Here is a 20,720-nt window from a genome sequence, read left to right on the forward strand (position 1 = left end):
GGGCGCATTAAACCGTAAAGGGCCGTTGGCGTCAACGGGTTTCAGCGAAATAAGTGATAAAAACGCGTTAACTGCATGCTTTTCGCGCAAAGTGCCTGAAAAGAGCACACTCAGGTGAGTGCGCCACCCTGACGACACTGAGCAAAGCGCAGGATATCTTCTGCAAGACGATGCGCCGTATCGACATCTACCTGGCTACGATTCACCAGCATCCGGCTGAGGCAGCCTTCCAGTACCAGTTCCATCTGTTTTGCCACCATCGCTGGGTCATCGACTTCCAGTTGGGTTAGCAGCTCATGACTGAACGTATATGCCGCTTGCTTCTGTTGATCCGCCAGTTGATGGATCGGGTGATCCGGGTCCGGATAAAACGTACAGGCGGCGATGAACAGGCAGCCTGGATAACGCTGATTACTGACGCAGTCCGTCAGGGCGTTATAGCGCGCCAGCAATTTTTGCTCAGCGCTCAGTTCATCGTCCAGCATCAGTTGGCGGCGCCAGATATCCACCTGCTGACTGAGATAACGTAAGGCGTCATAAAGCAGGGCCTCGCTGTCCGGCCAGTAACGTCTCAGCTCGTCGAGCGGACGATCGACACGTTCAGCAACCATCTCAAGCGTAGTGCTGGCTATCCCTCTGATCTCAAGTAAATGCAGGGCTTCTCCCAGGACATCTTCACGTTGCACAGTGTTCTCCTTCGTTCCCAACGGTTTTTCCCGTCTAAAGTGTTGTCTACGGTTGGCGATCGCGCAAATGCGCATTGAATGCGGCAGCATCCATAAAGCCGGTTACCCGTTGTGTTGGCTGTTCCTGCCCCTCTTTATCGAAAAAGAGGATGGTGGGCAGGCCCAGTACGTTTAAATGTTTCAGCAATGCGGTATTCTGTGCGCTGTTGGCGGTGACATCCGCCTGCAACAATACCGTGTTGCTCAGCGCCTGTTGAACCTGCGGATCGCTGAATGTGTATTTCTCAAACTCTTTGCAGGCCACGCACCAATCGGCGTAAAGATCTAACATCACCGGCCGACCTTTGGCTTTCGCCAGCGCCTGGCTGAGTTCTTCGACGCTGCTAACTTTTGTAAAGTTCAGGTGCGATCGTTCCTGTGCGACTGCCGTGCTGCCGAAGGCCCAGTCCTGTAACGGGCGTACGCTGATTAACGCGGCGGCAAGCAGGATAATCTGCCCAAGCCGCATCCACGGCTTTTGCGCGCCAAGGCTGGTGATAAAGGCCCAGCCAAAGAAGGCGACGCCGAGCAGCGACCACAAACGTAGCCCCCAGACGTCACCAATAACGCGTTCCAGCAGGAATACCGGTAATGCGAGGATCACAAAGCCAAATGCTGTTTTGACATGCGCCATCCATGGCCCACTTTTCGGCAACAGACGGTTGCCAAAGACAGTGACCAGAATCAGCGGCAAACCCATCCCCAACGCATACAGATAAAGCGTACCGCCCCCCAGCAGAAGCTTGCCACTTTGCGCGATGTAAAGCAGGATGGCGCTCAGCGGCGCCGTGGTGCACGGCGAGCAGATGAGCCCGGCTATTGCGCCCATTGCGAAAACACCGCCCAGAGAACCGCCCTGCTGGCGGTTACTCATCAGTGTTAATCGCGTCTGTACAGACGATGGCAGTTGCAGAGAGAACGCACCAAACATTGATAACGCCAGCAGGATAAACACCACAGAGAGGCCAATCAACACGTACGGATGCTGCAACGCGGCCTGGAACTGCATACCTGCGGCGGCGACAACCAGCCCCAGCGCGGTATAGGTCAGCGCCATCCCCTGGACGTAGATAAACGCCAGCAGCAGCGCGCGCGCCGTGGAGAGGCGCTGTTTACCACCCAACACAATTCCTGAAATTAACGGATACATCGGCAGCACGCAGGGCGTGAACGCAATGCCTATACCGATAAGCAGCGCCCAGAGCGCGGAGAAGGGCAAATTCGCGCTGGCGGGTGCAGATGTTGCGGCAGGGGCGGACGTCGCTGCTACGGCACTCAGGGGGACGGTTCGGGTTTCTGGTGGGTAACAGAATCCAGCGTCGGCACAGCCCTGATACGTTACCGTCAGTGTCGCTCCCTGGGACGCCTGATTAATCGTCACCGGGACAGTCAACTGTTTACGATAGATTTCGCTCTTGCCGTAAAATTCATCTTCATGCCACTGCCCCGCAGGCAGCACCAGCGGCGATGTTTGCGCCTGATTAGGAACGACTTTAATTTGCTGGCGATAGAGGTAGTAGCCCTCTTTTACCTGCCAGGTGAGGTTAAGATCCTGTTGGTTCTGCTGAAAATCGAAAGCGAACGCCTGGTCCGCCGGAACAAAATTAGTGCGGCCAGGGGTGTCGAACAGACCGGCAAAGGCGGATGTGCTGCACAGCAGCAGAATCAGCGTAAGGATGCGTTGAGCCATGAGAGATAATCGCTGTCTCCGTGAGTAACGGGTAAAACCAATAATTCGGGGGTCTGATACGGGTGGTGAGACTTCAGGCAATCAAGCAGCGCCTGCTGATGCATCAGGTTGGTTTTGAGGACCATCTGCACTTCGTACTCCTGCTCCAGCTTTCCTTCCCAGTAATAAAGCGACGTCGCGCCGGGAATAATCGTTGCGCAGGCGGCAAGTTTTTCCGCCAGCACTTTGGCCGCTAAATCCTGGGCAGTTGCTTCATCCGGGGCAGTACAGAGAACAACAACAGCGTCGGTAGTGCTCATCATCAACCTCGTATCGGTGAAAGAGGCAACTATAGCACGGTGTGGAGGAGGGAAGGCGCGAATCGGGCCGCAGAGCGGCCCGGGTTTAAGGTTTTTTACTTACAGCATGATCCCGCCGAAGATGAAACCTAAGATAACGCACAGGGCGATGGCGATGACGCCAGGCACCAGGAAGGCATGGTTAAAGACGTATTTGCCGATACGTGTCGAGCCGGTGTCATCCATTTCCACCGCAGCAAGCAGGGTTGGGTAGGTTGGCAGAACGAACAGCGCAGAAACCGCAGCAAAAGACGCAATTGCCGTCAGCGGGGTAACACCCAGCATCAGAGCGGCAGGCATCAGCGCTTTAGTGGTTGCCGCCTGGGAGTAGAGCAGGGTCGCGGCAAAGAACAGAACCACAGCCAGCAGCCATGGATAGTTGTGCAGCAGGTCACCCGCTACTTCCTGAATATCGGTGATGTGCGCTTTCACGAAAGTATCACCCAGCCAGGCCACACCCAGTACGCAGACGCAGGCGCTCATACCGGATTTAAAGGTGCTGGCATTAAGGATTTCGCCCGTATCAATTTTGCAGGTAAAGCAAATCAGCGTGGCGATAGTCAGCATGAAGACCACAATCGCTTCGTTACGCGGCAGAACCGGGTTCTGAATCAGGCCAACCGTGTCGCTGATGGCGGTGGCGTAGAACATCACGGCGACGATACCGATCAGGAACAGCAGAACGGAGCGTTTCGCGTGTGGTTTCAGTTTGAAAACCTGGCTTCCGCGCAGTTTCACTTCGCCTTTAGCCAGACGTTCCTGATAAACCGGGTCGTCTTTCAGCTCGCAGCCCAGGAAGTTACACACGCAGGCGGTGATCATGACGGCAATCAGCGTAACCGGAATACAGATAGCCAGCAGTGTCAGATAGCTTACGCCCATCGGCTCCAGAATACCGGCAAAGAAAACGACGGCAGCGGAGATAGGGGACGCGGTGATCGCAATCTGTGAGGCGACAACGGCGATAGAGAGCGGACGAGATGGGCGAATACCCTGTTCCTTCGCCACTTCGGTGATAACCGGCAGCGTGGAGAACGCGGTATGCCCGGTCCCGGCCAGAATGGTCATAAACCAGGTGACCAGCGGGGCCAGAAAGGTAATGTACTTCGGATGACGGCGCAGCATACGCTCCGCCAGGCTCACGAGGTAATCCATCCCCCCGGCAACCTGCATAGCGGCGATAGCCGCGATAACCGCCATGATGATTTCAATAACATCGAACGGGATAGCTCCCGGGTTAATCTGGAAAATAAGGGTGAGGATAAGAACGCCGAAACCACCGGCAAAACCAATGCCGATACCGCCGAGTCTTGCGCCGAGATAGATCGCGAGCAGGACAATAACGAGCTCTGCACCAAACATATTAGCCTTCCTTGTGTTTACAAGTTGATATTAGAATGTTGTAGGTTGGTAAATCATAAAAAGCAAAAAGGGCATGTCATTGCTGACATGCCCCTTGTATATTAACCGCTACTGTTACTGTTCGCTTTCATCGGTATAGCGTTTCGCTTTGTAAGCCGGATGCATCAGGTTTTGTGCCGAGAAAATATCGTCCAGCTCAGCTTCTGTGAGCAAGCCGCGCTCCAGAACGACCTCACGTACACTCTTGCCGGTTTCAGCACAAATCTTACCGACGATATCGCCGTTATGGTGGCCGATGAACGGGTTCAGGTAGGTTACAATCCCGATGGAGTTGTAGACGTAACCTTCGCAAACCGCTTTGTTGGCAGTGATGCCATCAATGCATTTTTCCAGCAAGTTGTAGCAGGCGTTGGTCAGAATATGGATAGATTCAAACATCGCCTGGCCAATCACTGGCTCCATCACGTTCAACTGCAGCTGACCAGCTTCAGAGGCCATGGTAACCGTAATATCGTTACCGATGACTTTGAAGCACACCTGGTTAACGACTTCCGGAATGACCGGGTTGACTTTGGCTGGCATGATTGAAGAACCCGCCTGCAGTTCCGGCAGGTTGATTTCGTTCAAACCAGCGCGCGGGCCTGAAGAGAGCAGGCGCAAGTCGTTACAGATTTTGGACATCTTCACAGCCAGGCGCTTGAGCGAGCTGTGAACCATCACGTAAGCGCCGCAGTCAGACGTCGCTTCAATCAGGTCTTCCGCCGGAACCACCGCCAGGTTGCTGACTTCCGCCAGTTTCTGTACAGCCAGTTGCTGGTAGCCATCCGGGGTGTTCAGGCGCGTACCGATAGCCGTTGCACCGAGGTTAACTTCCAGCAGTAATTCTGCGGTGCGCAGCAGGTTTTTGGTTTCTTCATTAAGAAGCACGTTGAACGCGTGGAATTCCTGGCCGAGGGTCATCGGTACCGCATCCTGCAACTGGGTACGACCCATTTTCAGGATATCCTGGAACTCAACCGCTTTACGCTGGAAGCCTTCGCCCAACTGATGAATTGCATCCACCAGTTTTACAATGGAGGTGTACACCGCAATGCGGAAACCGGTCGGGTAAGCATCGTTGGTGGACTGACATTTGTTAACATGATCGTTCGGATTCAGATACTGATATTCGCCTTTCTGATGTCCCATCAGTTCAAGGCCAATGTTCGCCAGCACTTCGTTGGTGTTCATGTTAACGGATGTGCCCGCGCCGCCCTGGTAGACGTCAATCGGGAATTGATCCATGCATTTGCCGTTGTTCAGGACTTCATCACATGCCGCAATAATCGCGTTAGCAACGCCTTTTGGAATGGTCTGGAGTTCTTTGTTTGCCAGCGCAGCGGCTTTCTTCACCATCACCATACCGCGAACAAACTCAGGGATATCACTGATTTTACTGTTGCTGATGTAGAAGTTTTCAATCGCTCTCAGAGTATGAACGCCATAGTATGCGTCCGCAGGGACTTCCCTTGTACCTAACAGGTCTTCTTCGATACGAATGTTGTTTAACATGTGAACCTTCTTTTGCAATCTGCCAATGAATTCACCAAATACGCAGAATTTACGAGGTAATGCGTATTTTCTGGCCGACGATTATGTCCTTAATCGACCCGGTGCCCGTGATCATATGCTGATGATAGCGAATTACAGTAATCTTGATCACTTATTACGAGGCGATTCTTATAAGATTTATTGATTTGTGAAATAGGTCACCGCTTGACCATCACTGACAAAAATTTCTCGACTGTCTGATTGAAAAATGACAGGCCGCCACCATCTACACTGGGTGACAGCAGCAAAATTTTTACGTGGAGGCGACTGCCTCCGCGATTAACAGGAGAAGCCAGTGCGCTGGATACCGTTTATTGCTATTTTTCTCTATGTTTATATAGAGATATCGATTTTTATTCAGGTCGCCCATGTCTTTGGCGTCCTGCTCACATTAGTTTTGGTCATCTTTACTTCCGTGATTGGTATGTCGCTGGTGCGTAACCAGGGCTTCAAGAATTTCGTGCTGATGCAGCAGAAAATGGAAGCAGGAGAAAGCCCGGCAGCAGAGATGGTGAAAAGCGTTTCTCTGATTCTGGCAGGTTTACTGCTGTTGTTGCCTGGCTTCTTCACCGACTTCCTCGGCCTGCTGCTTCTGCTGCCGCCAGTGCAGAAACATCTGACCATGAAACTGTTGCCGCATCTGCACTTCTCGCGTATGCCGGGTGGTGGGTTCCGCGCCAGCAACGATGGCGGGCAGACGTTTGATGGTGAATATCAGCGTAAAGATGAAGAGCGCGACCGTCTGGATCACAAAGACGATCGCTAGTCGTTTCTGATGTGGCGCGGTTTACGCGCCACTGCTTTTTGGCAGGAACAGCCAGAACACCGCCAGCATCACCAGCGCGTACAAACACTTCCATCCCACCATCGCCAGCAAAACGACGCAAAGCAGTGCGCCCGTCACCGCCAGCGCTTTATAACGCCCCTTCAGCAAGCGGCATCCCGCCAGCATGCACAGCAAATAGATAACAATGAAGATGCCGTTAGCGTAGACGATCAGCGCATCAAGGTTAATATCGAGCCAGAAAATTGCCAGCGTGCTGATCACACAGCAGCCTAATACCGCGTTCAGCGCATTAACGGGAAGCTGCTTTTTCGACAGGCGTGAAAGCGGGCTCTGCGGCTTATTTTGCGCCTGTGTCCAGACCAGACGCGCGAAGCTCTGGATATAGATGTTCAGGCTGGCAAAGCAGGCGAGATAGCCTATCACGCAGGCAACCCACAACGCCTGAACGCCAAAGAGTTGCACCACGATAGTGGGCAGTGAGGCGGCGGCCGCCAGTTCGCTGTTATAGGCGTTGAAGTGCAGCACCACCACTGTACAGGCCCAGTAAACCGTACCCGCGAGCAGCAGGCCTATCATCAGTGCGCGCGGGAAATCGCGCTCAGGATTTTTAAATTCAGAGGCCAGATGGGCGAACGCTTCCAGCCCGACGAAGCACCAGAACATCACGGAGAGCGCTGAGAACAAATGGTCGGGTGCAATTTGCGTGACGGGCGGGAAGGGGATTGCGCCCAGACGAATATCACCAAACCACCAGATGGCGGCAATGAGCGCCACGATGAGTACTGCAACCAGCGTTTGCAGGTTAGCGCTGGAACTGGCCCCACGCGAGCCCAGCCACCAGACAATCGCCAGCGTGCCAATCTCCGCCAGCAACAACTGGCTGTCGTGCCAGCCAAACAGCGCCTGGCCAAAACCGGTGGCGATGTGCAACGCCGCAGGGAGACCCACGGGGATAACCGAAAGGAACATCCAGCCGGTCACGCGCGCCAGCCGCGGGCCAAACGCCCTGTCGACAAAGTGCGCCACGCCGCCCGCGCTGGGGAAATGACGGCCCAGAATGGCGAAAACAATGGCGATGGGAAAGACAAGAATAATCAGAACGGGCCACGCCCACAGGCTATCTCCCCCGGCAACTAACGCTGCCAGCGCAGGAACCGCAAAGACGCCGGTTCCCAATAATGAAGTTGAAAGTAAACCCACACCCTGAGCCAACCCCAGCTCTTGTTTCAGACCACTCATGACCGCGTCCTGGCATTCGTAAAGAAACGGATAGTATCACACCCCTTATTGGCTGAAACGCAAGCGATTTACCCTGATTTTCGTCGGGCTACACCGTTTCGCAGCGATCGCAATTTTTTCTGAAATTTTTTTCGATTTGCCCCTTGAAGGGCAGAGAGCCCATCCCCATCTCTCTGGTCACTAGCCGGAAAACCGATTGCGGCCCGGCGTCACCCATAACTGATAAAGACTTTCTCAAAGGAGAGCTATCAATGAGTATTCGTCCGTTACATGATCGTGTGATCGTCAAACGTAAAGAAGTTGAAACGAAATCTGCTGGCGGCATCGTTCTGACCGGTTCTGCAGCAGCAAAATCAACTCGTGGCGAAATCATCGCTGTCGGTAAGGGTCGCATCCTGGAAAACGGGACTGTGCAGCCGCTGGACGTTAAAGTTGGTGACATCGTTATTTTCAACGATGGCTACGGCGTAAAATCCGAGAAGATCGACAACGAAGAAGTGTTGATCATGTCCGAAAGCGACATTCTGGCAATTGTTGAAGCGTAATCCGCGAACGACACTGAACATACGAATTTAAGGAATAAAGATAATGGCAGCTAAAGACGTAAAATTCGGTAACGACGCTCGTGTGAAAATGCTGCGCGGCGTAAACGTACTGGCAGACGCAGTTAAAGTAACCCTGGGCCCGAAAGGCCGTAACGTGGTTCTCGACAAATCCTTCGGTGCGCCGACCATCACCAAAGATGGTGTTTCCGTCGCGCGTGAAATCGAGCTGGAAGACAAATTCGAAAACATGGGCGCGCAGATGGTGAAAGAAGTTGCCTCTAAAGCGAATGACGCTGCAGGCGACGGTACCACCACCGCGACCGTACTGGCCCAATCCATCATCACTGAAGGCCTGAAAGCTGTTGCTGCAGGCATGAACCCGATGGACCTGAAACGCGGTATCGATAAAGCGGTTCAGGCTGCTGTTGAAGAGCTGAAAGCGCTGTCCGTACCGTGCTCTGACTCTAAAGCGATTGCTCAGGTTGGTACCATCTCCGCTAACTCCGACGAAACCGTAGGTAAACTGATCGCGGAAGCGATGGATAAAGTCGGTAAAGAAGGCGTTATCACCGTTGAAGACGGCACTGGTCTGGAAGATGAGCTGGACGTGGTTGAAGGTATGCAGTTCGACCGCGGCTACCTGTCTCCGTACTTCATCAACAAACCGGACACCGGTGCTGTTGAGCTGGAAAGCCCGTTCATCCTGCTGGCTGACAAAAAAATCTCCAACATCCGCGAAATGCTGCCAGTTCTGGAAGCCGTTGCGAAAGCAGGCAAACCGCTGGTTATCATCGCTGAAGACGTTGAAGGCGAAGCGCTGGCGACGCTGGTGGTTAACACCATGCGTGGCATCGTGAAAGTGGCTGCTGTTAAAGCACCGGGCTTCGGCGACCGTCGTAAAGCTATGCTGCAGGACATCGCAACCCTGACTGGCGGTACCGTTATCTCTGAAGAGATCGGTATGGAGCTGGAAAAAACGACTCTGGAAGATCTGGGTCAGGCGAAACGCGTTGTTATCAACAAAGACACCACCACCATCATTGATGGCGTGGGTGAAGAAGATGCCATTCAGGGCCGTGTTGCTCAGATCCGCAAACAGATCGAAGAAGCGACCTCTGACTACGATCGTGAAAAACTGCAGGAACGTGTTGCTAAACTGGCAGGCGGCGTTGCAGTGATCAAAGTCGGTGCTGCTACCGAAGTTGAAATGAAAGAGAAAAAAGCACGCGTTGACGATGCCCTGCACGCGACCCGTGCTGCGGTAGAAGAAGGCGTGGTTGCTGGTGGTGGTGTGGCGCTGGTTCGCGTTGCAGCGAAACTGGCTGGCCTGACTGCTCAGAACGAAGACCAGAACGTGGGTATCAAAGTTGCGCTGCGCGCAATGGAAGCGCCGCTGCGTCAGATCGTCCTGAACGCCGGTGAGGAACCGTCTGTTGTTGCTAACGCAGTTAAAGCGGGCGAAGGTAACTACGGTTACAACGCAGCAACTGAAGAATACGGCAACATGATCGACTTCGGTATCCTGGACCCAACGAAAGTTACCCGTTCTGCTCTGCAGTACGCGGCATCCGTTGCTGGCCTGATGATCACCACCGAGTGCATGGTGACCGACCTGCCGAAAGGCGATGCGCCTGACTTAGGTGCTGCTGGTGGTATGGGCGGCATGGGTGGTATGGGCGGCATGATGTAATCGTGCGCTATACCCCATAGCAACAAAGAAACCCCCGGTCAGAAATGACCGGGGGTTTTTCTTTTGGTCATCTTTTTAGTATAAGGTTTACACACGGACGACATGCGTCCAGCTCATTGATTATGGGGAATAACATGCAGGTAAAATATTTAGCAGGGATCGTTGGCGCCGCGCTGCTGTTAGCTGGCTGTAGTTCCAGCAACGAATTAAGCGCGGGCGGGCAGAATGTTCGCTTCGTTGAAGATAAGCCGGGCGCAGAATGCCAGCTGTTAGGTACTGCTACAGGTAAACAGGGAAACTGGCTTTCTGGCCAGACGGGCGAAGAGGGTGGCTCAATGCGCGGTGCGGCGAATGCGCTGCGTAACCATGCGGCGGAGATGGGCGGCAACGTGATCTACGGTGTCAGCAGCCCAACTCAAGGCATGCTTTCAAGCTTTGTGCCGACCGATACCGAAATGAACGGCCAGGTTTATAAGTGTCCGAACTGATTTTTCAGGGGGACTAATCGCCGGATGGCGACGTTATCGCCGCCATCCGACGCCATCAGGCTGCCGTTTTCACCGACTGTACGCGTAAATGATACAGCGCGCGTAAACACTGTTCTTGCGTCAGCTGCTGGCCGTTATTCGCGTTTAAGGTTCTGACATATACCCGGCAAGGCGTCCCGGCCAGTTTTTTCAGTCGTGGGCTGAAATCGAGTAAACGGCGAGAAACCGCCTGCGCTTCTTTACTGCCCGACGGCGTGCGAGTTTTAACGATACTGCCGCTAAAGCACTCTTTACCGTCTTTATCGGTAAAGCGATAAAGTACCGCCAGATAATGATTGAACAGATCGTGTTTCCACTGCGGCTGGTCATAAAAATCATATTCCAGACTGCCTTTTTCCTGGCAATCCGCATCATACAGTGGCAGGAAGTCCAGCAGTGAAGAAATACGCAGTGCCAGTTCTTTCATTCCTGCATTATTAATGGAGTGAATAATAGCTTTGACCAGCAGGTCAATCTGTAATTCATTAATGGTCAGTTCAACGCTTTCCCCGCGATGCAGTTTTAGCGTAATAGTTAACTCATCTTTACCATTTTTAGACAGTTCCAGCCCATCGACGCGGAAATTGATATCGGCATGACGTAACTCATCTTCCAGAAGCGCAGGTACGCTTTCCAGCATCTTTTTACCGGCTTTATCGCGTGCTTTCTCGTACTTCTGCTTTTCATCGCCTTGCTGCTGGTGCAGCGCTGCGAGACGGCTTTCCAGGGCGATAAGGAGGTCTCTGAGTACCAGAGCAGGGAAAAAGAAGAGAGATTCTTTGTTTTTAGGTTCTTTGATTTTTAAGGCCAATGCGACAAATGCATTTCCCTGACGAATAACACCGGTATTAACGCTTTTAATATTCAACGCCATGTTGGTTCTCCATAACCATATATCTTGTAAATGCTTATTTGGAAAATATAGATATATATTATTAATTAGGGCCGTATCAGATGGTGAAGTAAAATATCACAGCTATTACTGATGTCCAGATAAACTCAGTTCAATAACTATTATTAAGTTAATAAATATATTTTAATCGAATAATAATGCCCTCATAATAGAGGGCAGATGAATCAATGTTGGCGAAGTTGCAGATCTAATGGCGTTTTACTGGGCTCGCCGCCAATTTCACGCGCCAGTTTCGGCACCATATAACCGGAAATCAGTGTCAGCAGTTCGCGCATAATTGCACGCGCTTCGTCATCGCTGACCAGGAAGTGGGCTGCGCCCTGCACTTTGTCGAGAACGTGAAGGTAGTAAGGCATCACGCCCGCGTCGAAGAGCGCGTTACTGAGGTCCGCAAGCGTTTGAGCATGATTGTTCACGCCGCTCAGTAGCACACTCTGGTTTAACAGCGTCACACCCGCCTGACGTAATCGCGCCATTGCAGCACGAAATTCATCGTCTATCTCTCTGGCGTGGTTGATGTGATTCACCAGTAGAATTTGCAGCCGACTTTGCGCAAAACGCGCAACCAGCGCATCGGTGATGCGTGCCGGAATAACAATGGGCAAGCGGCTGTGAATGCGCAGACGTTTTACATGCGGGAGGGCTTCAAGGTGCGTGATCAGCCACTCCAGCTCATGATCTTTCGCCATCAACGGGTCGCCGCCGGAGAAAATAATTTCGTCCAGCTCAGGATGCTGCGCGATGTAGTCGAGCGCGGCCTGCCAGTTGCGTTTGTTGCCCTGGTTTTCCGCATACGGAAAGTGACGACGGAAGCAGTAACGGCAGTTCACCGCACACCCGCCCTTCACCAGGAGCAACGCCCGATTATGGTATTTATGCAGTAGCCCCGGCACCACGCTGTGCTGCTCTTCCAGCGGGTCGGTCGAGAAACCGGGTGCGGTGATGAACTCGTCCTGCGCGGTTAAAACCTGACGCAATAACGGGTCATTCGGGTTACCTTTTTCCATCCGGGCGATAAACGCGCGAGGAACGCGAAGCGGGAAAAGACGTTTCGCTTCTCTTCCTGCGAGCAATTTTTCATCAGCGTCTACATTTAAAAGACGTAATAGTTCATCCGGATCGGTCACAACATCGGCAAGTTGCGATAACCAATCTTCTCTGGATGGGGTATTTAGGGTTACAATATGCGCCATTTTGTGGCTAAGCTACCATTTCACAATTTCAGAGGGCCTTATGGCGACTTACTATAGCAACGATTTTCGTGCTGGTCTTAAAATCATGTTGGATGGCGAACCGTATGCGGTTGAAGCCAGTGAATTCGTTAAACCAGGTAAAGGCCAGGCGTTTGCTCGCGTTAAACTGCGCCGCCTGCTGACCGGTACCCGTGTAGAAAAAACCTTCAAGTCTACTGACTCCGCTGAAGGTGCTGACGTTGTCGATATGAACCTGACTTACCTGTATAACGACGGTGAGTTCTGGCACTTCATGAACAACGAAACCTTCGAACAGTTGTCTGCTGACGAAAAAGCGATTGGCGACAACGCTAAATGGCTGCTGGATCAGGCTGAATGCATCGTGACCCTGTGGAACGGTCAGCCTATCTCCGTTACGCCGCCGAACTTCGTAGAACTGGAAATCGTTGAAACTGATCCAGGTCTGAAAGGCGACACCGCAGGTACTGGCGGTAAGCCGGCGACCCTGTCCACTGGCGCAGTGGTTAAAGTTCCGCTGTTCGTTCAGATTGGCGAAGTGATCAAAGTGGATACCCGCTCTGGCGAATATGTATCCCGCGTGAAGTAATCCATGTTATAAATGGATGAATGAGGGCGCAGCACGGCGCTGCGCCTGATGATTTCAGGCAAGGATGATGACTCGTACCGTTAAAACACTTCTACTGCTGATTGTCGCCGGCGCATTGCTGAGCGGATGCAACACCGCCCGTGGTGTTGGGGAAGATATCAAAGATCTCGGTGGCATTATTTCCAACGCCGCCAGCTAACCCTTCATTATTCTTAAATCGTTCTTCTTTTCCGTCGATGTACGGGAATTTGTCTATGCTTAACAGGCTACATGCATAAAACATTGACCATTAAAGGACGATATGATGATTAAGAAAACAATTGCAGCGTTTTTTACCGTGGTAGTGCTTTCATCCGTACTGACGGCGTGTAATACGACACGCGGCGTTGGCGAAGATATTTCTGATGGTGGCAATGCGATTTCCGGTGCGGCCACGAAAGCTCAGCAGTAATTTGCGCCTTTAGCCTTTTAACGGTACGGCGACTTCTCCGTACCGTTCTTCCTGTTTGCCCCTCGCGTTTACGATTGATAAAATAGTCTTTCACCATCGCCTTGCGGGACGACCCGTAAGCGCCTCTTTCATCGGGGACGGCCCCATTTATCTGGAGCCTGTTATGTCCTGGATTATTCTACTTATCGCGGGTTTACTCGAAGTGGTGTGGGCTGTTGGCCTGAAATACACCCATGGGTTCAGCCGCCTGACACCAAGCATCATCACCATCGCGGCCATGATAGTCAGTATGGCGTTACTTTCCTGGGCAATGAAAAGCCTGCCTGTCGGCACGGCCTATGCCGTCTGGACAGGTATTGGCGCGGTGGGCGCCGCCATTACCGGTATTCTCCTGCTGGGTGAATCTGCAAGTCCCATGCGTCTGGCGAGCCTGGGGCTGATTGTTGCGGGGATCATCGGCCTGAAACTCAGCACCCATTAATGGGGTTGTTTGACCCAAATTAGCTTACTCACATCAAACCCCTGCCGGGTTGCGACGGTCAGCATCTGCTGTTTCATCTCATCTGAAATGGTCGGTGTGCGTGAGAGTATCCACAGATAGTCGCGATCCGGCCCGCAAACCAATGCGTGGCGGTACTCTTTATCGAGGGCAATTACGTTATAGCCACCGTAGAACGGGCCGAAGAACGACACTTTTAGGGCTGCGCGGTTTGGATCGCCAGTGAAATACGCTTTCCCCTCGGTTTTCTGCCACATGGCCCGATCCGGGTTATAGCCTTTATTTGTCACGTTCAGACCACCGTCGTCACGCAGACGATAGGTAGCGGTGACTTGTTCCAGCCCGCGTTCAAATCGGTGATCAAAACGGGCAATCTCGTACCATGTGCCAAGGTAGCGAGTTGCATCAAAGGGAGTTACAACAGTAACGCCTTTTGGCGGAGTCGGGGAGCTGCAGGCAACCACCAAAAACGCAGCGGTGACGGCGGCGACAACGGGCAGGATGCGCATAAGAGTTTCCTTACTGGTTTTCTGTTAAGTGTAGATGACAGCAGGAAAATCGCGTGGGAACGGCCTGCCGAAACAGGCCAGAAATCACTTATTTTAGCGAATTCAGAATTTGGTACGCGGCGGCTACGCGTGCAGGGTTGGGGTAGTTCTTATTTGCCAGCATTACAATGCCGAGTTCTTCCTGCGGCACAAAGGCGACGTAGCTACCAAATCCGCCGGTTGCGCCGGTTTTATGCACCCACGATGCGCTTACCGCGGACTCAGGCGGCGTTATCGCTTTCGCGGGCAGGGCGGCGAGGGCGATTTTACTGTCGCTGCCGTTGACGATGGTGTCAGGGTTGACTGGCCAGTTCAGCATTTCCCAACCTAACCCCTGATACATTTCACCAATTTGCCAGTAGCGCGATTGTGCCAGTGAAATACCCTGTCGCAGTGTTTTCTCTTTGATTTTGCTGGCGTTCATATTGAACTGCACCCAGTGCGCCATATCCTGAATACTGGATTTCACACCATAGGCTTCGGCGTCCAGCGGGCCGGGTGAGACGTGCACGGCTTTCCCATCGCGATATCCCCACGCGTAGTGTTTCTGTTCGGCGGCCGGGACGGTGACCCATGTCTGCGTGAGCTTAAGCGGCTGTAACACACGCTCCGTCATTGCTTTCTCAAAGCTCAAACCAGACGGTTTCACCATCATCGCGCCAAAAAGCCCAATGCTGGCGTTGGCATATAAGCGGTGCGTGCCTGGCGCCCATTCTGGCTGCCAGTTTTGATAATAGCGACGCAGTTGCGCATCGGTCGTCACGTCGTCCGGTATCTGTAGCGGTAAACCACCAGCGGTGTAAGTCGCGAGATGCAGTAGCGTAATGCCCTGCCACTGTTTCCCGGTAAGTTCTGGCCAGTATTTTGTCGCCGGGTCGTTCAGGCTAATCTCCCCACGTGCGATAGCGTCGCCGCCCAGTACGCCAGTGAACGTTTTACTGACTGAACCCAGCTCGAACAGGGTCTGTTGCGTGACGGGCTGCTTTTTCGCGACGTCGGCGTCACCCCAGGTAAAGTAATACGGTTTGCCCTGATAGATGACCGCGACGGCCATGCCGGGAATGGCCTGCTCTTTAATGAGCGGCGTAATGGTGCGATTAACGATATCCGTTATCTGTTGTTCAGTGTGAGGGGCGGCAAGTACGGTGCAGGATGCGCCAAGCAGCAGCGCGCAAAGAGACATTTTGAACATGACCAGGCTTCCATACAAAACGGCCCGCCAGTGGCGGGCCGGATTAACATTAGGACTTCATCAGAGGGTGACGATACCAATCAGCGTCACAACCGTCAGAATAGCAGCCAGGCCATAGAAAACCCACTTTCCGTTTGGAACGTGAATTTTCAGATCGTGCATCGCGTGGTGAATACGGTGTAAACCGCACCACAGCGGCAGCACAATCATCAGGAACAGAAATGCGCGGCCAATAAAGCTTTGTGCAAAGGCCAGCACGCGCTCATAGCTCAGCGCATCGCCCGGGAATAGCCCCAACGGAAGCATGATGCCAACCAGCAGGACAATCACCGGCGCGACGATTGCGCCCCACATCCCACCTGCACCAAACAGGCCCCAGAAAACCGGTTCGTCAGAACGTTTTGGATTTGGATTAATCATCCTGGCCTCCTTACCAGAACAGTGCTACAAACAGCACGACCACGGTGACGAGAGCCGTCACAACCCAGAGCCCTTTAATAATTGGCTCTGGCCCCATTTTTGCGTCTTTCACGATAATATTGGCGGCTTTCGGCGCCAGCTCAAACCAGGTTTTGGTATGCAGCAGCGCGCCCGCGAGGGTGATGAGATTCAGGATCACCACAATCGGGTTTTGCAGAAAACCGACAAAATTGGCCCAGGATTCTGGCCCATGTTTCAGCGAAAAAATGCCGCAAATCAGCAAAGCGCTGAACCAGACAACGGTCACCGCCGTTCCTTCACGCAGCATATAGAAGCGATAAAACGGCAGATTTTTCCACCAGGTGGACGGCATTGGCCGCACATAGGGTTTGCGTTTAGTCGTCATGATGCACTCCTTAGCGTGGTTTCAGGGTAGCGATAAGAAAGTCTTTCGAGCTTTCCACTTTACCCTGCTGAATGGCCGCTGCCGGGTCGACGTGTTTCGGGCACACTTCGGAGCAGTAACCGACGAAGGTACAGCTCCAGACACCATTCTGGCCGTTCAGCTGCGCCATACGCTCTTTCTTACCGTGATCGCGGCTGTCTTCGTTATAGCGGTGCGCCAGGGTAATCGCGGCAGGGCCGATAAACTCAGGATTCAGACCAAATTGCGGGCAGGCGGCGTAGCACAGGCCGCAGTTGATGCAGCCGGAGAACTGATGATACTTCGCCATCTGCGCTGGCGTCTGGTTATTCGGGCCCTGATCCGGCGTACGCGAGTTACCGATGATGTACGGCTTAATCGCTTCCAGGCTTTCGATAAAGTGCGTCATATCGACAACCAGATCGCGCTCGATCGGGAAGTTGCCCAGCGCTTCAACCTTAATGCCTTTGGTGTAGTCGCGCAGGAAGGTCTTACAAGCCAGCTTCGGCACCTTGTTGACCATCATGCCGCAGGAACCGCAAATCGCCATACGGCAGGACCAGCGATAGCTCAGGTCTGGTGCAAGGTTATCTTTGATGTAGCCCAACGCATCCAGCAGCGAGGTGGTTTCATCATAAGGCACTTCATAGAATTCGCTGTGCGGCGCGGAGTCCACTTCCGGGTTGTAGCGCACCACTTCGATTTTCAGGTTATGCATCTCAGCCATTCGCTTTCTCCTTTTTATCGGCTGCTTCAGCTTCGCCACCGTAGACACGCTTGGCTGGCGGCAACGTTGTGATTTTCACATCGCTGTAGTCCAGACGCGTGGTGCCGTCGGCATCGCGGAAAGCAAGCGTATGCTTGAGGAAGTTGACGTCATCGCGCTCGGTGCAGCCTTCGTCCAGACGCTGGTGCGCGCCGCGAGACTCTTTACGCGCCATAGCGGAGTGCGCCATACATTCGGCGACGTTCAGGCCGTGGCCCAGCTCAATGGTGTAGAGCAGGTCAGTGTTGAACACGCTGGAAGTATCGGTGATGCGTACGCGTTTGAAGCGTTCCTGCAGCTCGGCCAGCTTATCGATGGTTTTCTGCATCAATTCCGGCGTGCGGTAGATACCGCAACCTTCTTCCATCGACAGACCCATTTCGTCGCGGATCTTCGACCAGTTTTCGCTACCTTCCTGATTAACCAATGCTTTCAGGCGGCTTTCAACGTCAGCAACCTGAGCATCCAGCGCGGCGCTGTTGGCTTCGCCTGCTGTTGCGGCGCGTTCCATTGCCTGTTCACCCGCCATGCGGCCAAAGACCACCAGTTCAGCCAGTGAGTTGGAACCCAGACGGTTTGCGCCATGCAGACCAACGGAGGAACATTCGCCCACCGCAAACAGCCCTTTAATGCGGGTTTCACACTGCTGATCGGTTTCGATGCCACCCATGGTGTAGTGCGCGGTCGGACGAACCGGAATCGGCTCTTTCACCGGATCGACGCCCACGTACGCTTTCGCCAGTTCACAGATGAACGGCAGGCGTTCCAGCAGTTTTTTCTCACCCAGATGACGCAGGTCGAGGTAAACCACATCGCCGCGCGGCGTGGAGATAGTGTTGCCTTTACGCCACTCGTGCCAGAAAGCCTGAGAAACTTTGTCGCGCGGACCCAGTTCCATATATTTGTTTTTCGGCTCGCCCAGTGGAGTTTCCGGACCCATGCCGTAATCCTGCAGATAGCGGTAGCCGTTTTTGTTGACCAGAATACCGCCTTCACCACGGCAGCCTTCCGTCATCAGGATGCCAGAACCTGGCAGGCCGGTTGGGTGATACTGAACGAATTCCATATCACGTAGCGGAATGCCGTGGCTGAGCGCCATACCCATACCATCACCGGTGACGATGCCGCCGTTGGTGTTGTAGCGATATACACGGCCTGCGCCGCCGGTCGCCATCACCACCGCGTTGGCGCGTATCTGCACCAGCGTGCCTTCCATCATATTCATCGCCACCAGGCCGCGAGCCTGGCCGTCATCCACCAGGATATCGAGGACGAAGTGTTCATCGAAGCGTTGAATTTGCGGGAATTGCAGAGAGGTCTGGAAGAGGGTGTGAAGCATGTGGAAGCCGGTTTTATCAGCGGCGAACCACGTACGTTCGATTTTCATCCCACCGAAGCGGCGCACGTTAACACTACCATCCGGACGACGGCTCCACGGGCAACCCCATTGCTCAAGCTGGGTCATCTCTGTCGGGCAGTGATGGACGAAGTAGTCCACGACATCCTGCTCACAGAGCCAGTCCCCGCCGGCTACGGTGTCGTGAAAATGGTATTCAAAGCTATCGTGATCCTGCGCGACGGCAGCGGAGCCACCTTCAGCCGCGACAGTATGGCTACGCATTGGATAAACTTTTGAGATTAAAGCTATTTTGGCGTTTGGATTAGCTTGCGCTGCGGCGATGGCTGCTCGTAGACCAGCTCCGCCAGCACCTATAATGGCAAGATCGGCTTGAAAGGTTTGCACGACATTCCTCCAGATTATTGTTATTCCGCACTCGCTCTAAGCAAAAGGTAGTTCACCTGATTACGACTCGCTTTGGCGGAAACGTTTCCACTGCTCCTTTATGGGTAAAGCAGTATACCCGTAGAAATCTGAGGGAAATTTGATGTGTTCGATTATTTTTGAGTCTGATGGCCTCTAATCATCACTAATTGTGATTAATTTAATTACTAAACTACCCCTCACTACTCCTTTGTACCCACTGACCAGACTAATAATTTCTGCACAAAATTTGTCTCGCTGACGGGTTACGAGTAGACTTCGTGCCCTTGTTTGAATCTGGAGAAAAAACCATGAGCGAGACGGCAACCTGGCAGCCGAGCGCATCCATCCCCAATCTGTTAAAACGCGCGGCTGTTATGACGGAAATTCGTCGATTCTTTGCTGACCGCGGCGTGCTTGAGGTGGAAACGCCCTGTATGAGCCAGGCAACGGTAACCGATGTCCATTTGGTACCGTTTGAGACTCGCTTTGTGGGCCCGGGTCATTCCCAGGGGGTGAATCTCTATCTGATGACCAGCCCGGAATACCACATGAAGCGTCTGCTGGCGGCAGGTTGTGGCCCGGTATTCCAGTTGTGCAGAAGTTTCCGTAATGAAGAAATGGGGCGTCACCACAACCCGGAATTCACCATGCTGGAATGGTATCGTCCGCATTTTGATATGTATCGACTCATCAACGAGGTGGATGATTTACTGCAACAGGTTCTGGAGTGCCAGCCGGCGGAAAGCCTCTCATATCAGCAGGCGTTCCAGCGCTATCTGGAAATTGATCCCCTCTCTGCGGACAAAACGCTGTTGCGTGAAGTGGCTGCGAAACTGGATCTCAGCAACGTTGCCGATGCAGAAGAAGACAGGGACACCCTGTTACAACTGCTGTTTGCCTTTGGCATAGAGCCGCACATTGGTAAAGATCGTCCGACGTTTGTTTACCACTTCCCGGCGAGCCAGGCATCGCTGGCGCAAATCAGCGCCGAAGATCACCGTGTGGCAGAACGTTTCGAGGTCTATTTCAAAGGCATGGAGCTGGCGAACGGTTTCCATGAACTGACCGACGCGCGTGAACAGCAGCAGCGTTTCGAGCAGGATAACCGCAAGCGCGCCGCGCGTGGTCTGCCGCAGCAGCCTATTGATCAGAACCTGCTGGACGCATTGGCCGCAGGCCTGCCCGATTGTTCCGGCGTGGCACTGGGCGTCGATCGTTTGGTGATGCTGGCGCTGGACGCGGAGCAAATTGCCGACGTTATCGCCTTCACGGTCGATCGCGCCTGATTGTCATCGCGCGGCGCATATTGATGAAATATAGCCGCGCGTTATTTAAAAGAATCATAATATTCACGTTACTTAGATGATGTGACCACTTCACCTGTTATTTACAGTCTTTCATTCGTCATTCGCCAATATTGTCACAATAATAGTCTGGTTTTTTGCTACT

23 protein-coding genes are annotated in these 20,720 nt (G+C 53.2%); 9 read left to right on the forward strand and 14 right to left on the reverse strand.

From position 1 onward, the window contains the following. Positions 1–110: 110 nt before the first annotated feature. The 5 genes from NMC31_RS13620 to aspA all read right to left on the reverse strand — a co-directional run bounded on the left by NMC31_RS13620 (position 111) and on the right by aspA (position 5,666). Entirely contained in the window at positions 111–686 is a 576-nt protein-coding gene (locus NMC31_RS13620; protein ID WP_015966245.1) for a transcriptional regulator, read from the reverse strand. Positions 687–732: 46 nt separating this feature from the next. Continuing rightward, a complete protein-coding gene (locus NMC31_RS13625; protein WP_253898267.1) occupies positions 733–2,415 on the reverse strand; it encodes a protein-disulfide reductase DsbD in 1,683 nt (560 codons plus the stop codon). Next, positions 2,391–2,714, reverse strand: a complete 324-nt coding sequence (gene cutA, locus NMC31_RS13630; protein WP_253898340.1) for a divalent cation tolerance protein CutA — start codon at positions 2,712–2,714, stop codon at positions 2,391–2,393. Before cutA ends, NMC31_RS13625 begins: the two co-directional genes overlap by 25 nt. Positions 2,715–2,813: 99 nt before the next feature. After that, positions 2,814–4,115, reverse strand: coding sequence for an anaerobic C4-dicarboxylate transporter (locus tag NMC31_RS13635; RefSeq protein ID WP_149465086.1), 1,302 nt, complete (start codon positions 4,113–4,115; stop codon positions 2,814–2,816). Positions 4,116–4,229: 114 nt separating this feature from the next. Further along, the gene (gene aspA / locus NMC31_RS13640; protein WP_149465085.1) at positions 4,230–5,666 is read right to left on the reverse strand and encodes an aspartate ammonia-lyase; all 1,437 of its coding nucleotides are present in this window, start codon (positions 5,664–5,666) and stop codon (positions 4,230–4,232) included. Between the two features lie 334 nt (positions 5,667–6,000). Between aspA and NMC31_RS13645 the strand changes: the two genes are divergently transcribed. After that, a complete protein-coding gene (locus NMC31_RS13645; RefSeq protein WP_253898268.1) occupies positions 6,001–6,471 on the forward strand; it encodes an FxsA family protein in 471 nt (156 codons plus the stop codon). Positions 6,472–6,492: 21 nt separating this feature from the next. On the opposite strand, the gene yjeH is transcribed toward NMC31_RS13645, so the two are convergent. Further along, entirely contained in the window at positions 6,493–7,731 is a 1,239-nt protein-coding gene (gene yjeH, locus NMC31_RS13650; RefSeq protein WP_253898269.1) for an L-methionine/branched-chain amino acid transporter, read from the reverse strand. A 251-nt stretch (positions 7,732–7,982) separates the two neighbouring features. On the opposite strand from yjeH, the gene NMC31_RS13655 reads away from it, so the two are divergent. The 3 genes from NMC31_RS13655 to NMC31_RS13665 all read left to right on the forward strand — a co-directional run bounded on the left by NMC31_RS13655 (position 7,983) and on the right by NMC31_RS13665 (position 10,454). Then, positions 7,983–8,276, forward strand: a complete 294-nt coding sequence (locus NMC31_RS13655; protein WP_003855929.1) for a co-chaperone GroES — start codon at positions 7,983–7,985, stop codon at positions 8,274–8,276. 43 nt (positions 8,277–8,319) lie between these two features. Continuing rightward, a complete protein-coding gene (gene groL, locus NMC31_RS13660) occupies positions 8,320–9,966 on the forward strand; it encodes a chaperonin GroEL (RefSeq protein WP_253898270.1) in 1,647 nt (548 codons plus the stop codon). A 134-nt stretch (positions 9,967–10,100) separates the two neighbouring features. Further along, positions 10,101–10,454: a DUF4156 domain-containing protein gene (locus NMC31_RS13665; protein ID WP_015966237.1), complete on the forward strand. Its 354-nt coding sequence runs from the start codon at positions 10,101–10,103 to the stop codon at positions 10,452–10,454. Between the two features lie 55 nt (positions 10,455–10,509). Here the strand turns inward: NMC31_RS13665 and yjeJ are convergent, their stop codons facing one another. Further along, complete coding sequence (gene yjeJ / locus NMC31_RS13670) at positions 10,510–11,367, reverse strand: YjeJ family protein (RefSeq protein WP_253898271.1); 858 nt, start codon at positions 11,365–11,367, stop codon at positions 10,510–10,512. A 203-nt stretch (positions 11,368–11,570) separates the two neighbouring features. Further along, on the reverse strand, positions 11,571–12,599 hold the full coding sequence (epmB, locus tag NMC31_RS13675) for an EF-P beta-lysylation protein EpmB (RefSeq protein WP_253898272.1): 1,029 nt from the start codon (positions 12,597–12,599) through the stop codon (positions 11,571–11,573). Positions 12,600–12,639: 40 nt separating this feature from the next. Here epmB and efp point away from each other — a divergent pair, with 40 nt between their 5' ends. The 4 genes from efp (at position 12,640) to sugE (ending at position 14,138) form a co-directional block, all read left to right on the forward strand. Further along, positions 12,640–13,206 carry an elongation factor P gene (gene efp / locus NMC31_RS13680; protein WP_149465080.1) on the forward strand — a complete coding sequence of 189 codons (567 nt, stop codon included), beginning with the start codon at positions 12,640–12,642 and terminating at the stop codon, positions 13,204–13,206. 67 nt (positions 13,207–13,273) lie between these two features. Beyond that, positions 13,274–13,405 carry an entericidin A/B family lipoprotein gene (locus NMC31_RS13685; protein WP_149465088.1) on the forward strand — a complete coding sequence of 44 codons (132 nt, stop codon included), beginning with the start codon at positions 13,274–13,276 and terminating at the stop codon, positions 13,403–13,405. A 105-nt stretch (positions 13,406–13,510) separates the two neighbouring features. Further along, positions 13,511–13,657 carry a lipoprotein toxin entericidin B gene (ecnB, locus tag NMC31_RS13690; RefSeq protein WP_015966233.1) on the forward strand — a complete coding sequence of 49 codons (147 nt, stop codon included), beginning with the start codon at positions 13,511–13,513 and terminating at the stop codon, positions 13,655–13,657. 163 nt (positions 13,658–13,820) lie between these two features. Continuing rightward, entirely contained in the window at positions 13,821–14,138 is a 318-nt protein-coding gene (gene sugE, locus NMC31_RS13695; protein WP_149465079.1) for a quaternary ammonium compound efflux SMR transporter SugE, read from the forward strand. Here sugE and NMC31_RS13700 read toward each other — a convergent pair. The 6 genes from NMC31_RS13700 to frdA form a co-directional block, all read right to left on the reverse strand. Beyond that, on the reverse strand, positions 14,135–14,665 hold the full coding sequence (locus NMC31_RS13700; protein ID WP_253898273.1) for a lipocalin family protein: 531 nt from the start codon (positions 14,663–14,665) through the stop codon (positions 14,135–14,137). The two genes, sugE and NMC31_RS13700, sit on opposite strands and share 4 nt — an antisense overlap. 88 nt (positions 14,666–14,753) lie before the next feature. Continuing rightward, entirely contained in the window at positions 14,754–15,896 is a 1,143-nt protein-coding gene (gene ampC / locus NMC31_RS13705) for a CMY2/MIR/ACT/EC family class C beta-lactamase (protein ID WP_253898274.1), read from the reverse strand. A 60-nt stretch (positions 15,897–15,956) separates the two neighbouring features. Then, positions 15,957–16,316 (reverse strand): fumarate reductase subunit FrdD, encoded by a 360-nt coding sequence (gene frdD / locus NMC31_RS13710; protein WP_149465076.1) that lies wholly within the window; start codon positions 16,314–16,316, stop codon positions 15,957–15,959. 10 nt (positions 16,317–16,326) lie between these two features. After that, the gene (gene frdC / locus NMC31_RS13715) at positions 16,327–16,722 is read right to left on the reverse strand and encodes a fumarate reductase subunit FrdC (RefSeq protein WP_253898275.1); all 396 of its coding nucleotides are present in this window, start codon (positions 16,720–16,722) and stop codon (positions 16,327–16,329) included. A 10-nt stretch (positions 16,723–16,732) separates the two neighbouring features. Beyond that, positions 16,733–17,467 (reverse strand): fumarate reductase iron-sulfur protein, encoded by a 735-nt coding sequence (frdB, locus tag NMC31_RS13720; RefSeq protein WP_149465074.1) that lies wholly within the window; start codon positions 17,465–17,467, stop codon positions 16,733–16,735. Then, positions 17,460–19,250 (reverse strand): fumarate reductase (quinol) flavoprotein subunit, encoded by a 1,791-nt coding sequence (frdA, locus tag NMC31_RS13725; protein WP_015966226.1) that lies wholly within the window; start codon positions 19,248–19,250, stop codon positions 17,460–17,462. Before frdA ends, frdB begins: the two co-directional genes overlap by 8 nt. 329 nt (positions 19,251–19,579) lie before the next feature. On the opposite strand from frdA, the gene epmA reads away from it, so the two are divergent. Next, positions 19,580–20,557, forward strand: coding sequence for an elongation factor P--(R)-beta-lysine ligase (epmA, locus tag NMC31_RS13730; RefSeq protein ID WP_253898276.1), 978 nt, complete (start codon positions 19,580–19,582; stop codon positions 20,555–20,557). Positions 20,558–20,720: the final 163 nt, after the last annotated feature.

It is taken from the genome of Pseudocitrobacter vendiensis (genome assembly GCF_943590815.1).
In the GTDB taxonomy this organism is placed as follows: Bacteria; Pseudomonadota; Gammaproteobacteria; order Enterobacterales; family Enterobacteriaceae; genus Pseudocitrobacter; species Pseudocitrobacter vendiensis.

What these genes read in the sequence shown, in the direction of transcription:
- NMC31_RS13625 (WP_253898267.1), bottom strand. Translation starts at nt 2,415, where the DNA reads ATGGCTCAACGCATCCTTACGCTGATTCTGCTGCTGTGCAGCACATCC.
- cutA (WP_253898340.1), bottom strand. Translation starts at nt 2,714, where the DNA reads ATGAGCACTACCGACGCTGTTGTTGTTCTCTGTACTGCCCCGGATGAA.
- NMC31_RS13635 (WP_149465086.1), bottom strand. Translation starts at nt 4,115, where the DNA reads ATGTTTGGTGCAGAGCTCGTTATTGTCCTGCTCGCGATCTATCTCGGC.
- aspA (WP_149465085.1), bottom strand. Translation starts at nt 5,666, where the DNA reads ATGTTAAACAACATTCGTATCGAAGAAGACCTGTTAGGTACAAGGGAA.
- yjeH (WP_253898269.1), bottom strand. Translation starts at nt 7,731, where the DNA reads ATGAGTGGTCTGAAACAAGAGCTGGGGTTGGCTCAGGGTGTGGGTTTA.
- NMC31_RS13655 (WP_003855929.1), top strand. Translation starts at nt 7,983, where the DNA reads ATGAGTATTCGTCCGTTACATGATCGTGTGATCGTCAAACGTAAAGAA.
- groL (WP_253898270.1), top strand. Translation starts at nt 8,320, where the DNA reads ATGGCAGCTAAAGACGTAAAATTCGGTAACGACGCTCGTGTGAAAATG.
- NMC31_RS13665 (WP_015966237.1), top strand. Translation starts at nt 10,101, where the DNA reads ATGCAGGTAAAATATTTAGCAGGGATCGTTGGCGCCGCGCTGCTGTTA.
- yjeJ (WP_253898271.1), bottom strand. Translation starts at nt 11,367, where the DNA reads ATGGCGTTGAATATTAAAAGCGTTAATACCGGTGTTATTCGTCAGGGA.
- epmB (WP_253898272.1), bottom strand. Translation starts at nt 12,599, where the DNA reads ATGGCGCATATTGTAACCCTAAATACCCCATCCAGAGAAGATTGGTTA.
- efp (WP_149465080.1), top strand. Translation starts at nt 12,640, where the DNA reads ATGGCGACTTACTATAGCAACGATTTTCGTGCTGGTCTTAAAATCATG.
- NMC31_RS13685 (WP_149465088.1), top strand. Translation starts at nt 13,274, where the DNA reads ATGACTCGTACCGTTAAAACACTTCTACTGCTGATTGTCGCCGGCGCA.
- ecnB (WP_015966233.1), top strand. Translation starts at nt 13,511, where the DNA reads ATGATTAAGAAAACAATTGCAGCGTTTTTTACCGTGGTAGTGCTTTCA.
- sugE (WP_149465079.1), top strand. Translation starts at nt 13,821, where the DNA reads ATGTCCTGGATTATTCTACTTATCGCGGGTTTACTCGAAGTGGTGTGG.
- NMC31_RS13700 (WP_253898273.1), bottom strand. Translation starts at nt 14,665, where the DNA reads ATGCGCATCCTGCCCGTTGTCGCCGCCGTCACCGCTGCGTTTTTGGTG.
- ampC (WP_253898274.1), bottom strand. Translation starts at nt 15,896, where the DNA reads ATGTTCAAAATGTCTCTTTGCGCGCTGCTGCTTGGCGCATCCTGCACC.
- frdD (WP_149465076.1), bottom strand. Translation starts at nt 16,316, where the DNA reads ATGATTAATCCAAATCCAAAACGTTCTGACGAACCGGTTTTCTGGGGC.
- frdC (WP_253898275.1), bottom strand. Translation starts at nt 16,722, where the DNA reads ATGACGACTAAACGCAAACCCTATGTGCGGCCAATGCCGTCCACCTGG.
- frdB (WP_149465074.1), bottom strand. Translation starts at nt 17,467, where the DNA reads ATGGCTGAGATGCATAACCTGAAAATCGAAGTGGTGCGCTACAACCCG.
- epmA (WP_253898276.1), top strand. Translation starts at nt 19,580, where the DNA reads ATGAGCGAGACGGCAACCTGGCAGCCGAGCGCATCCATCCCCAATCTG.